The sequence below is a fragment of the Flavobacteriales bacterium genome, from assembly GCA_021739695.1.
GTDB lineage: Bacteria > Bacteroidota > Bacteroidia > UBA10329 > UBA10329 > UBA10329.
In genome coordinates, this window is the sequence record JAIPBM010000006.1 from 45,724 (window position 1) to 59,040 (window position 13,317).

Genomic DNA, 13,317 nt, shown 5'->3' on the forward strand with positions numbered 1-13,317 from the left:
TCAATTTCGGTTTATTGGATTTAAAACATTCATCACTTGCAGATCGTACACGACCACGGCCTTTTTCGGAATACATTCATCGTCTCCAACAAGGCCAAATGCAAGATGCGAAGGTAGAATTATTTTAACCTTGTCGCCTTCTCTCAAAAGCAGAATGACCTCTTCTAAACCACTCTCAACCCCGCCTCTTCCTACTAGGAATTCCTTCGGCCCAAATTCTTTGGATGTGTAACACGTGGTTCCCGTAAGCAGCCCCGCTTCGTAGCCGCATTGTACTACCAGACCTTCTTCAACCTGCCGTCCATTTCCGTGCTCGTAGATCATGTATCGAAGTCCAGAACCGGTTTCGTCCATTTTCCATTTATGGCGCCTGATGTAATTCTCGATATCCGTTTCTTCCAGTTCTACAAGCTCCTTATTGGCCTTTATAAGCGGATTCTTCAACTGAGCCGCATCAATCGGCTTAGGCTGTTCCGATCGCGTATTGCAAGCAATCAGTAAGAGAACCATTCCCAAAAAGAAACCCAGTTGTTTCACCTGCAATTAGTTCAGTTTATCGGCATATTGTGGCAGTAGTCCAACGAACTTTTCAATCGTTTCTTGTAAGGAAAGATCAGAGCGCCCTCCAGCCGCATTTCGATGTCCACCACCTGAGAAATGAGATCGGGAGAACAAGTTCACATCAAAATCGCCAATGGAACGGAAGGATATCTTCACATATCCTTCTGCTTCAATAAAAATTGCCGAAAAGTTCACTCCTTCAATAGAAAGCGGATAATTGACCGTTCCTTCCGTGTCGCCTTGCTGATAATGGAATCGCTTTTTTTCCTCCACTGTAAGCGCGATAAAAGCCGTTCCGTACTTGGAAACGACTGTTAGTTTATCATCCAAGCAATAGCCCAACAAGCGCAATCGATGTTCAGAACTGGTGTTGTTTATCAGATTGTATACTTGATCATTCCTAACTCCAAGATCCATCAGGTCGGCCACAATCCGGTGTGTTTCTGCCGTGGTTGACGGGAAACGGAAACTTCCGCTATCGGTCATTATTCCGGCATAAAGACATTCGCCAGATTCCTTGTTTGGAATCTTGTCTCCCATAAGGGCTGCAAAGCGATGAACTAGCTGCGCTGTAGAGCACGCTGAGGTGTCGGACAGCATAAAATCCACAAAATCGGAAGGTTGAGGATGATGATCGATCATCACTTTCACATTCTCTGACCGTTGAATCACTTCTTCCAATCCAAATGCCCTATCGGGAGAATTGAAATCCAAACAAAACAAGATCTCGGCACCGTTTACCAACGCCTCAGCGTTTTGCTGATGCCCCTCGTGAATGACGATTTCATTATTTCCTGGCATCCATTTCAGAAACGATGGATAATCATTTGGCATGACCACATGAACTTCGTGACCTTTCTGAACCAGATAATGGTACAATCCTAAAGATGAACCGATGGCATCTCCATCTGGACTTTTATGCGATACGATGGTAATTTTTTTGGGGATTGAAAGCAGTGCCTTCAATTCGATAAGATCCGTCTTGCTCAATCTTTCTTCGTTTAAATGGATTGCGAAGATAGTAAGCCAAAAGGGTAACTGCACTCCGAAATAGTCCATCGGATAAATGGACAACAATGCCAGATTTTACTATTTAAAAGTATAATTCAAAATTATTCATCCTGATTATCAACGATTTACATTTTTATACGGTACTTGGTTTTGCATAGTACCAAAATTATCACATACATTTGTCCCAGTACTTTGTAATGCAAGGTATCATGCAAACAAAAAACAAGTATCATGAAAACAGCGATCCTATCCATTTTCCTATCAGCCACAGGTTTAACCTACGCTTCGGAAGCCGAACACACAGACATCAAAAGCCGTGTAGAGCAAAAAATAATGGACGAAACGAACGACCTGATATCGAAGGTTGAAGGAGAAAAAGACATTGTAAGAGTAAGCCTTACGGTTGATGAAGACGGCCGACTAACGGTATTGGAATCAGACTTCAGCAACGAATCGTTGAAGAACGAGGTTGTGAGCAAACTGCACGAGATTGAAGTGAATGAATCGTACAACACAAACGAGGTTTACTACTTCCAATTCTCGTTTGAGAAGATCTGATTGTACTTAACACAAAAAACGAACGATCATGAATATAGAGAGGGTAAAATCGCAGATGCGTAAGGGCGTTCTGGAGTATTGCATTCTCTCCATTATCAGCAAAGACGAGGTATATGCTTCGGACATTCTTCAAACCTTGAAGGACGCCAAGCTGATCGTGGTAGAAGGCACGCTGTATCCGTTGCTAACGCGGCTCAAAAATGACGGTTTCTTAAACTACCGATGGGAAGAAAGCACCAGCGGACCTCCGCGAAAATATTACGGACTGACCGAAATGGGTCGGAAATTCTTAACCGAAATGGATACCACCTGGCAAGAACTGGTAGACGCAGTGAGCCATACAACCTCTAAAACCAAGAAATAATGAATAAGACGATAACCAGTAACATAGCAGGCTACGTTTTCCATATTGACGAAAACGCTTTCGAAAAACTCGATGCGTATTTGAATACGATAAGAAGTTACTTCAACGATTCTCAAGGTCGTGATGAGATCATTACTGACATTGAAGCGAGATTGGCCGAAATGCTGCAAGAACGCATTGGCGATATGAAGCAAGTGGTTTCGCTACAGGATGTGAATCATGTGATCTCCATCATGGGACAGCCCGAGGCATTTTTGGAAGATGATCCTGATACAGCAGAGTGGGCAGAACAAAAGAGTTCTTCACGCGGGTCTGGTCCAAAACGACTTTTCCGTGATACGGACGACCGCGTTGGAGCGGGAATCTGCTCTGGAATATCGCATTACCTAGGACTCCATGATCCAATCTGGTTGCGATTAGCTTTTGTATTGTCATTGTTCCTCTCGTTCGGGACTGCACTCATCGTATACATTATCCTTTACCTCATTATTCCTGAAGCAAGAACCACTGGAGAAAAGCTGCAAATGCGGGGGGAGTCCGTGACCGTCTCCAATATTGAAAAACGAGTGAATGAAGAATTGGAGTCGGTCAAAAACAAGTGGAATGATCTTCATGGCAACTCTGGTGCAGGCAGAAAAATGGGTGACGCTTTTCACCGCGCCATTACACTTGTAGGCAGTTTGGCAATCATGCTTCTGAAATTCTTCGGCAAGATCATCGGATTCATTTTTCTTATGGCCGGCATCCTTGGTTTCTTAGGCCTGATGTCCGTTCCATTCGGAGTTCCAGCCATTATCAGTATTTCAAACAACGGCATTCTGAGCAGTGTGGAAGCGCAAGATATCCTTAACAACCTTGTTGGAGGAACAGGTATGATAATCTGGATCTACATTGCTGGAATCCTGGTTTACGGTATTCCCTTACTCGCTTTAGCTTACATCGGTCTCCGTTTGCTAGTGAACTTTAGAAGTCGGCCAAAAGGAATCGGTTTGAGCATGATTGCTCTTTGGATCATCGGAGTGGTGATGTCGTTTGCACTGACTATGATTATTGTGAGCGATTTTTCGAGCGAAGGAAGTGATACACAAACCGTAGAGTTGAACCTGAATGCAGACACAGAAAAAGTGATTCATCTTGGATTGAACCATGAATTAGGCGATGATGAGCCAAACATCGAGGCAACCATTTTCAACTTAGATCTGCTGGCTGCCGGCAACTCAAACAAACTATACGGCAAACCTGAATTGGACGTCAATCTGGCCAAGACCGGAGGGCCGAAACTGGTCATCAAACGGATGGCGCGTGCTAAGAAAAAGCAAGAAGCGCTAGAGCGATCAAGCAAAATCGATTACGGCTTCCTCGCAACTGACACTTCTATTCTATTCAATGGTTACTTCGAAATTCCTGAAGATGAATTATGGAGGACTCAGGATGTGGAATTGGAATTGTTACTACCCGTTGGTTACACGATCTATTTGTCGGATGAGATGATGCGCATCATTTACGACATCGACAATACTACCAACACCTATGACGGAGATATGGTTGGAAGAAGATGGATAATGACTCCGAAAGGTTTGGCTTGCGTGGATTGCGAAGGATTGGAAACCTCAAAGAATCAATCGAATGTTGATGTGGACATTGACATCGATGATATGAACATTCGCATCAAAATGAAGGACAAACAGCGCGATCTGGAATTAGAGAAAAAACGTCTGGAACGCGAAATGGAAGAACATCAAAAGGAGCTTGATCGGATTCAGAAAGAACTGAAGAATGAAGGAGAAAAAGTGAATGATGAATCGGAAGAAGCATCGGCCCGTCCGCAAGAGATTCTTCTGAAAAGAGTGATCAATGCAAGTTATTGGGTAACTCCTACAATACACCGAACGGTGAGTGTTTCCTATCCGATCTAATCCACTGTATACGAAAATGAAAAAGGCTGCTAATTAGCAGCCTTTTTCATTTTATCAAATTGATTACCAGTATTTTAACATTTAACAGTTATTAGACTTGATTAACATCGATTGGGTCTTTTTAACATACAATTGGCGGAAATTGGTGGCATGTTAATCCATCAAAACAACCACCATGAAAACAACAATTCTCAGCACTTTTATTGTCATTGGAACAACCGTTATGTCGCAAGCCCAAGCGTTAAGTTGGGTAAATTATGACAAGGAAAATTCTCCATTACCATCCAATTCCATCAACTCAATTTTCTCAGACGAAAGCGGAACCTGGGTTGGAACCGAAGCAGGTTTGGCGTTCTTCGATGGTTCTGATTGGATAATTTATGACGAAGAAAGCTCTGAGCTTCCAGACAATCACGTCCGCGATATTGACGCTGACATTTGGGGAAATACGTGGGTTGCAACCGACAAAGGAATTGTGAAGATCAACGAAGCCGGTTGGCATTTCTACAACACATCCAATTCGGGTCTTCCATCAAACTTAACACGCTCGGTAAGTACCGATTCTGAAGGCAATCTGTGGGTTGGAACTTGGGGCAGCGGAATTGCCAGATTGATCGGAAATCAATGGACAGTATTCGACATGTCCAATTCAGAACTACCATCAAACGGTGTGTTTTCGGTTGAAGTGGACGACCTAGCTCACGTTTGGGTCGGCACTTTCAATGGTGGAGTCAGCTATTTTGACGGACAAAATTGGACCAATTACAACACAAGCAACAGTCAACTTCCACACGATCACGTTCGCAGCATCGCATTGGAAAGCAACGGAACAACTTGGTTCGGAACGGATGATGGATTGGCGAAGCACGCAAACGGAACTTGGACTATTTACAACTATCAAAACATCGGTTACAGTTTTCACACCGTTTTTGAAGGGTTGAAAGACGCAAGCGGAAAACTCTACTTTGCCACCGATGGCGGACTTCTCCGATTCGATGCGTCCGGATTCAACGTTTTCACCTCTCAGAATTCAAACATTCCATCCAATAATATTCGTTGCATCACCCAAGGTCCACATGGAAATTTATGGTTGGGAACGGGCAACAATGGGATTTCAATTTACTCGCCATTGGGAACGCTAGGCGTCTCAGAAGCTGAAGACAATTCCAATCTTATGACCGTTTATCCAAACCCAACAATCGAAAATATTTCTTTCAATTTGGATGAACCCATAAGTGGAAACATTGCAATTGACGTACGAAACACCCTTGGACAAATAGTTGTAACTCAAAATGTAACACATTCAACAGGACAGCAACACGCCATCGATTTAAACAAACTGACAACTGGGATCTATCATTTAACCGTTCAATCTTCGAATGCGTTGAATACCAAAACGTTCTACAAATTATAGTCCCATAGTACGTGAGAGAAGGCCGTTGCGAACCATTCGCAGCGGCCTTTTCCGTATATTCGCGAACTGGAAAAAGGTGCTAGCGTATGACGGAAGAAGAGGTTAAAACAGGTTCAAAAAAGGTACTGAACAAGGAAGAATTCAAGCAAGAAGTATTGAATGATTTCCGACTTGCCACCGAAAGCAGACAGGCCAGTTTGCTTGGTCGTAAAGAAGTGCTGACTGGAAAAGCCAAATTCGGGATTTTCGGAGATGGTAAAGAAGTAGCCCAAATTGCTATGGCAAAGGTTTTTCTAAATGGCGATTTCCGTTCGGGTTATTACCGCGACCAGACCTTTATGATGGCTGCTGGACTTCTCACCATTCAAGAATTCTTCGCGCAGCTTTACGCACATCCAAGCTTGGAGGCCGATCCTTCATCTGCTGGTAGAAGCATGAACGGGCATTTTTCTACGCGGTCTATCAACCAAGATGGCTCTTGGAGGAACTTAATGGAGCAGAAAAACAGTGCTTCCGACCTCTCGCCTACTGCAGGTCAGGTTCCGCGATTGTTGGGCTTGGCACACGCATCTAAACTCTATCGTCAAAACAAGAATCTCCATTCGCAAACGCAATTCACCGATAAGGGAAACGAAGTTGCTTTCGGAACAATTGGCGATGCCAGCACATCGGAAGGCCATTTTTGGGAAACAATGAATGCCGCTGCGGTCACGCAAGTTCCATTGGCCATTTCTATTTGGGATGATGGTTACGGAATTTCCGTTCCGAAGGAATTTCAAACGGTAAAAGCCAGCATTTCTCAAGCTTTGAGCGGATTTGAAAAAGGAAATGACAAGACCGGTCTTCGCATTTTTAAAACCAAAGGTTGGGATTATGCGCATTTGGTGAAGACCTACGAAGAAGCGATAGCATTCTGCAGAGCAGAGCACGTTCCAGTGTTGATCCACGTAGAGGAAGTAACGCAACCACAGGGTCATTCCACTTCAGGTTCGCACGAGCGCTACAAGAGCAAAGAACGTTTGGCTTGGGAAGAAGAATTTGATTGCATCAAGAAACTACGCGAATTCATTATTGAGAAAGGAATTGCGACTGCCGAAGAATGTGATTCGATTGAAGCAGAAGCCAAGAAAAACGTTCAAGCGCAGAAAAACGCTGCTTGGAGCGCCTTCATTTCTGAGATTCAGGCGGAAAGAGATACGCTAATTCCAATGCTGCAAACAGCTGGTTTGGAAGATCTTGCGAAAGGTTTGAATACGGGTTTTGCTCCGAGTAGAAAAGAAGTGATCGGCACTGCGCGAAAAGCTCTTTTGAAGTTGAGAGGAAGAGAGGATGCGAACACAGCAAAATTGGCAGAATGGCTAAAAAACCAACAGACGATAAACGCTGAACGTTACAACTCGTTTTTGGAAAGTCAAACCCCGAACAGCGCACCGAAAATTGCAGGCGTTGCGCCAAAATATGACAGCGATGCCAAGCTAATTGACGGCCGCGAAGTGCTACTTAACAACTTCGATAAGATCTTTTCTGATCGAGACGATGTGGTTGCTTTTGGTGAGGATCTTGGAGGAATTGGTGGTGTAAATCAAGGATTTGAAGGCTTGCAGAAAAAGCATGGCGATCATCGCATTTTTGATGTGGGAATTCGCGAGGCGAGCATCATGGGACAAGGTATCGGAATGGCACTTCGTGGCCTTCGCCCAATTGCAGAAATTCAGTATTTGGACTATTTGCTATACGGACTTCAACCGCTTAGCGATGACCTTGCTTCGCTACAGTATAGAACGAAAGGCGGCCAGAAATGTCCACTGATCATCCGAACACGCGGTCACCGCTTGGAAGGAATCTGGCACGCAGGTTCGCCAATGGGCATGATCATCAACGCATTGCGCGGCATTCATGTTTGCGTTCCTAGAAACATGACACAAGCAGCGGGTTTCTACAACACGCTGCTTGCTTCAGATGATCCAGGATTGATCATTGAGCCTTTGAACGGATACAGAACCAAGGAAAAACTTCCATCGAATTTGGGCGAATTCAAAACGCCATTAGGAATTCCAGAAGTACTGAAAGAAGGAAAAGACCTCACTATTGTCACTTACGGATCTTGTGTGAATCTCGCTTTGAAGGCGTGTGAAGAATTGGCGGAAGCGGGAATTTCTGCCGAACTAATTGATGTGCAGACCTTGCTTCCATTCGATACGAACCACACAATTGTTGAGTCGTTGAAAAAGACCAATCGCCTGTTGGTGATTGATGAAGACGTTCCTGGCGGAGCTTCTGCTTACATCCTGCAAAAGATAGTGGAGGAACAGAAAGGTTATTTCTATTTAGATAGCGAACCAAAAACCTTGACTGCTCAAGCGCATCGAACGGCCTACGGAACGGATGGCGATTACTTCAGCAAACCGAATATTGAAGACATGGTTGAAGCTGCTTACGCGATCATGAGCGAAGCTGATCCGGCCAAGTTTCCGAACATTTTCGGGTAATGGAAAAGCGCATCACCGAATCCGCTTCCAACTACGATAATTTGGAAAAAATGTCGGTCAGCGAATTGCTGACCAATATTAATCGCGAAGACAAAACGGTTCCGATTGCTATTGAAAAAGCACTTCCTGAGATTGAATCGCTGATCAATTGTGTCATCTCCAAAATGGAGAATGGCGGTAGATTATTCTATATCGGAGCTGGAACAAGCGGAAGGCTCGGAATTGTTGACGCATCTGAATGTCCACCGACCTATGGCGTTCCACACGGAATGGTGATAGGCATTATTGCCGGTGGCGATTCTGCCATCAGAAAAGCAGTTGAATTTGCCGAAGACAGCGAAACACAGGGCTGGAAAGACCTTTTGGAACACAGTATTTCTGATAAAGATATTGTGGTTGGAATAAGCGCATCTGGAACAGCACCGTACGTAATTGGCGCGTTGAAATCTTGTCAGGAAAATGGCATCGCTACAGGTTCCATTGCATGTAATCCGAATTCGCCAATGGCTGTGGTTTCCGATTTTCCAATTGCTGTTGTGGTCGGCCCCGAATTCGTTACAGGAAGCACACGGATGAAGGCAGGAACTGCTCAAAAATTGGTTTTGAATATGATAACCACCACAACCATGGTTAAACTCGGAAGAGTGAAAGGCAATAAAATGGTGGATATGCAACTGAGCAACAACAAATTGGTCGACCGTGGCGTTCGGATGATCATGGAAGAAACAGGCGCAGAACGCAGCATCGCGGAGCAATTACTCAACAAGCACGGAAGTGTGCGGAAAGCAGTTGAAAATTATCTTTCTCGCTAAGGTTAATCACTCTCCAATTTCCTAGAACTTTGAACCTGAAACTCTGAACTGAACCGTGCACTCCATTGAACCATATTACCGCTGGCGCGATTATTACACCGCAGAAGATGATATGCGCTCTCCATTCTTTGGTCGCGAGCACAGCGAGTTCGAATTCACCGATCATATTTACGATTTTGTGCTTCACCCACAGTGGGACAGCATGGATTCTCCGACCTTATTTCTGAAAGTCCTGTACGCAGATTACGAACAAGGCTTTACTATAATCGAGTTGATTGGGGAATGGAACGATCTACTCTATAACGATATCATGATTTTAAAACGTGATATCATTGAAGCCATGACCTACGAAGGCATCAACAAATTCGTCCTTATTGGAGAAAACGTGCTCAATTTCCATTATTCGGACGATGAATATTATGCCGAATGGTTTGAAGAAGTAGAAGATGGTTGGATCATTGGCATCAACTTTCGAGATCATGTAATAAAGGAAATGCAGCAGGCACAAATAGATTATTACATCAATCTTGGAGGCAAATTTCAAGACATTAACTGGCGCACTTTCAGTCCAACACGACTTTTTGAAGAACTTGACGATCTGGTTTCAAGAAGGTTGCAAGCCTAGTTGCTTGTGGCTCGAAACTGCTACAAGTATCTTCGCACACAATTTTATAGGCTATCATGCGAGAAAACGAAACGGAACAGAACATTGTCTTTGGAATTCACCCCGTCATTGAGGCGATTGAATCTGGGAAGGAGATAGAAAAGGTTTTCCTGAAGAAGGGAACTACCAATCCAGCCATTGCGGACATTAAACGAACGCTGAAAGGCAAACGGATTCCATTTCAGGAAGTACCGCAAGAGAAACTGTTTCGTCTTACACGTAAGAACCATCAAGGGGTAATTGCACTCCTCTCTCCTATCGAATATCAGGATTTTGATGAGGTGGTGAGAAGAGTGATCGAAAGCGGACAAGCTCCGCTCGTACTTGTACTTGATCGCGTTTCGGATGTGGGAAATTTCGGGGCGATCTGTCGATCGGCCGAGTGTGCTGGAGTTCACGCCATACTTATACCAATTAAAGGAAGCGCACAGATCAATTCGTATGCTGTAAAAAGTTCTGCTGGCGCCATTTTCAACATTCCAATTTGCAGAACAGGTCATATTCTCTCTGAAGTGAGAAACCTGCAAGAAGCTGGATTGCGTGTTGTGGCTTGTTCCGAAAAAGGTGAAGATGACATCTACAAAACAGATCTTTCTGGGCCCATGGCCATTATAATGGGTTCGGAAGAAGACGGAATTGGAGAAGGTTTGTTGGAAGTAGCAAAAGAGCACGTGAACATTCCAATGGCCGGAAATACAGGTTCGTTGAACGTATCTGTCGCCACCGGAATTATCCTTTTTGAAAGACTGAGACAAGCTGCGCATGTTGGGTAAGACCGAAAAGGTCATACTTGCGCTTATCCTTTTTATCGGGGCTATTCTCCGTATTTACAATTTCTGGGACTTCTCACTTTCCAATGACGAGTTAAGTGCCTTAGCTCGTTTGAATTTCGATTCATTCTCCGATCTGATCATGAACGGAGTTCGAATTGATGGTCATCCAGCTGCCGCACAGGTGCTGCTCTGGTACGTGACCAAATGGTTTGGAAATGGTGTTTTTGTTGTTCGATTACCGTTCGTTCTGGCAGGAATTCTATCCGTTTATTTCATGTTCCGATTGGCTAAAGAATGGGTCAGCACTTCGGCCGGATTACTTTCAGCCGCTGCCTTTGCTACGCTAGAATTCCCCATTCTCTACAGCCGCATCGCACGACCTTACGCGCTCGGTATGCTCTTCGCATTGATGGCTGCCACCTTTTGGATACGGATTGTAAAGAAAAACCAGAAATCCAGCGATTTCGTTTGGCTTGCAATCAGCTTGGCGCTTTGTGCTTATTCACACTATTTCGCGGCTTTGGTGGCGGCCATTCTTGCGTTTTCAGGAATATTCTTGATTAACGGAAAGAACCTGAAACTGTACCTGCTTACACTTATCGCTGCATTGCTACTCTACGTCCCGTACATCCCGATATTCCTTCATCAATTGGGTTTGGGAGGAGTTGGTCAGTGGCTTGGTCCGCCAGAGAATGATTGGCTGTGGAAGCACCTTTATTACGTTTTCAACGAATCCTTTATCGTTCTTTCAAGCTTGCTGCTTATTGGTTTTCTGGGATTTTTCGTATTCAAACCGAAGATCTCTTTCGTGAATCACGCATTGCCGCTTTTCCTTTTTCTTGCTCCTTTTCTAGTTGGTTTTTTCTATTCCAGAAATGTAAATCCTGTGCTCCAGAATAGCACACTATTGTTCTCATTTCCATTTCTACTTGTGTTCATTTTTTCGGGATGGAATGATGGCAAAGAAAAATTCACGTACGCGACAACGGGCATTCTTCTGTGCGTCACACTCCTAAGCACCTCAGTTGAAAAACGATTCTATCAAACGAATCATTTCGGGGTTTTCAAAGAACTAGCAACCCATATAGTAGAATGGAATCGCCAAGTTGAAAATGGCGCGCTGCTGATAGGCGATTTCAACTTTCCGTTTTACATCGATTATTACACGCAGAAACCAGAGCTGTTCGCACTCTACCGGACAACAGACGAAACTGGAATGGCTGAGTTGAAATCGATGGTTGATACTTCGTCAAAGGAGTTTTTGATCTATGCGTGGTCAACCGTCAATCAAGCTCCTGAAGTGGAGGCAATTATTCAAGAGAAATTTCCGATTGAAGTGAAACGGGAGACGTATTTCAATTCAGAAGTTGTCATGTTCCAAAAGGGAGAAAAGGATCAGCCGAGCTACATTTTCAATTTTGAAAAATCAGATGTTTGGAACTTCAATCCAGATGAAATCTTCAAAGATTCACTAGGAAATAGAACCGTTCTTATCTCATCCGAAAACCCATACGGACCAACATTTGCAACCAACGCATTCTCCTTATTGAATAAAGGAATTGAGGAAGTTCTTATTCGTATTAAGATTAAAGGTTTTGATACAGCCCCATCGTTTCAAATGGTTTATGAACAGGCCAACGATACGGCACGCTACGTTTGGGAGTCGGACGAAATAAAGCGACAATTCAAAACTTTAGGGCCGAAGTGGGGCGTGTTCAGCTATAAGCTGACACCTACAGAAGATGAAAAAGACATGATAAAAATCTACCCTTGGTTACCAGATGGTGGACATATAGAAATGTCAGCGATGGAAATCAGGTATCGTTAAAGACGCATTCCAATCAAGAGCACGTCATCCAATTGTACGAGATCACCTTTCCATTCGTTAAAACGTTGTTCAACGAATTTCAACTGTTTTCTCGGGCTCAATTCATGAATATCGAATAGCAGCGAGCGGAAGTTATCGTACTTGAATTTTTTTCCGATAGGTCCACCGAATTGATCGGGATAACCATCTGAAAAGATGTAAACCATATCGCCTTCAATCAGATCGAACGTGTGATTGGTAAACAAGCGAAGACCATCATCCAAAGCAAGTCCAATAGGAAATTTATCTCCTTTGGTCTCCAATAATTTTCCATCGCGGATGATGTAAAGCGGATTGTATGCTCCAGAATATTGAATCTGTTTGTTCTTATAATCGATGCTGATCAAGGCAATGTCCATTCCGTCTTTGATACCGGCTGTCCCTTGATGATCTTCGTCCTTTTGATGTCTGAGCGTTGAACTAACTCCACGATTCAAACTATCGAGAATGAGCGCAGGAGTTGTCAGCCCTTCTTCCCGAACAGCAGCGTTTAGCGCATTATTACCAATGATTGACATGAAAGCACCTGGAACTCCGTGCCCTGTACAGTCTACAGCAGCAATTAGAATCTTGTCATCATATTCTTGCAACCAGTAAAAGTCACCACTAACGATATCTCGCGGACGGTGGAACACAAATGATTCTGGCAATGCACTATGGAAACGGTCTTCGGATGGAAGAATAGCCTCTTGAATCAGTCGCGCATAATGAATACTGCTGAGCAGATCTTCATTCTTCTCGTTCAAAAGGGTTAAGGCATTACTGATCTTGCTTTTAGATTGATTAAGCTCAATTGAACTTAACTCAATGGCCCGTTGAAGAAGCTCCAAGTTCTGTTCATAATGATCATACGCGTCACTGATAATAGCTAAAAGGCCCTCCATCTCT

At 43.8% G+C, this 13,317-nt stretch carries 12 protein-coding genes; 9 read left to right on the forward strand and 3 right to left on the reverse strand.

Features of this window, described 5'->3' with window-relative positions:
- Both K9J17_05070 and K9J17_05075 read right to left on the reverse strand, forming a co-directional pair.
- A complete protein-coding gene (locus tag K9J17_05070; GenBank protein ID MCF8276087.1) occupies positions 1 to 537 on the reverse strand; it encodes an FKBP-type peptidyl-prolyl cis-trans isomerase in 537 nt (178 codons plus the stop codon).
- A 6-nt stretch (positions 538 to 543) separates the two neighbouring features.
- Entirely contained in the window at positions 544 to 1,551 is a 1,008-nt protein-coding gene (locus tag K9J17_05075) for a DHH family phosphoesterase (protein MCF8276088.1), read from the reverse strand.
- A gap of 252 nt (positions 1,552 to 1,803) precedes the next feature.
- Between K9J17_05075 and K9J17_05080 the strand changes: the two genes are divergently transcribed.
- The 9 genes from K9J17_05080 (at position 1,804) to K9J17_05120 (ending at position 12,390) form a co-directional block, all read left to right on the forward strand.
- Positions 1,804 to 2,130, forward strand: a complete 327-nt coding sequence (locus K9J17_05080; GenBank protein MCF8276089.1) for a hypothetical protein — start codon at positions 1,804 to 1,806, stop codon at positions 2,128 to 2,130.
- A 28-nt stretch (positions 2,131 to 2,158) separates the two neighbouring features.
- Positions 2,159 to 2,494 (forward strand): PadR family transcriptional regulator, encoded by a 336-nt coding sequence (locus K9J17_05085; GenBank protein MCF8276090.1) that lies wholly within the window; start codon positions 2,159 to 2,161, stop codon positions 2,492 to 2,494.
- A complete protein-coding gene (locus K9J17_05090) occupies positions 2,494 to 4,410 on the forward strand; it encodes a PspC domain-containing protein (GenBank protein MCF8276091.1) in 1,917 nt (638 codons plus the stop codon). The genes K9J17_05085 and K9J17_05090 overlap by 1 nt, the downstream gene beginning before the upstream one ends.
- Positions 4,411 to 4,585: 175 nt before the next feature.
- Complete coding sequence (locus K9J17_05095; GenBank protein MCF8276092.1) at positions 4,586 to 5,824, forward strand: T9SS type A sorting domain-containing protein; 1,239 nt, start codon at positions 4,586 to 4,588, stop codon at positions 5,822 to 5,824.
- An 86-nt stretch (positions 5,825 to 5,910) separates the two neighbouring features.
- Positions 5,911 to 8,313 (forward strand): transketolase, encoded by a 2,403-nt coding sequence (locus K9J17_05100; GenBank protein MCF8276093.1) that lies wholly within the window; start codon positions 5,911 to 5,913, stop codon positions 8,311 to 8,313.
- Positions 8,313 to 9,125, forward strand: a complete 813-nt coding sequence (gene murQ / locus K9J17_05105; GenBank protein MCF8276094.1) for an N-acetylmuramic acid 6-phosphate etherase — start codon at positions 8,313 to 8,315, stop codon at positions 9,123 to 9,125. Before K9J17_05100 ends, murQ begins: the two co-directional genes overlap by 1 nt.
- Before the next feature lie 55 nt (positions 9,126 to 9,180).
- Positions 9,181 to 9,750 carry a hypothetical protein gene (locus K9J17_05110; GenBank protein ID MCF8276095.1) on the forward strand — a complete coding sequence of 190 codons (570 nt, stop codon included), beginning with the start codon at positions 9,181 to 9,183 and terminating at the stop codon, positions 9,748 to 9,750.
- Positions 9,751 to 9,806: 56 nt separating this feature from the next.
- Entirely contained in the window at positions 9,807 to 10,562 is a 756-nt protein-coding gene (gene rlmB, locus K9J17_05115; GenBank protein ID MCF8276096.1) for a 23S rRNA (guanosine(2251)-2'-O)-methyltransferase RlmB, read from the forward strand.
- On the forward strand, positions 10,552 to 12,390 hold the full coding sequence (locus tag K9J17_05120; protein ID MCF8276097.1) for a glycosyltransferase family 39 protein: 1,839 nt from the start codon (positions 10,552 to 10,554) through the stop codon (positions 12,388 to 12,390). Before rlmB ends, K9J17_05120 begins: the two co-directional genes overlap by 11 nt.
- On the opposite strand, the gene K9J17_05125 is transcribed toward K9J17_05120, so the two are convergent.
- Positions 12,387 to 13,313 (reverse strand): SpoIIE family protein phosphatase, encoded by a 927-nt coding sequence (locus K9J17_05125; GenBank protein ID MCF8276098.1) that lies wholly within the window; start codon positions 13,311 to 13,313, stop codon positions 12,387 to 12,389. The genes K9J17_05120 and K9J17_05125 overlap by 4 nt on opposite strands.
- Positions 13,314 to 13,317: the final 4 nt, after the last annotated feature.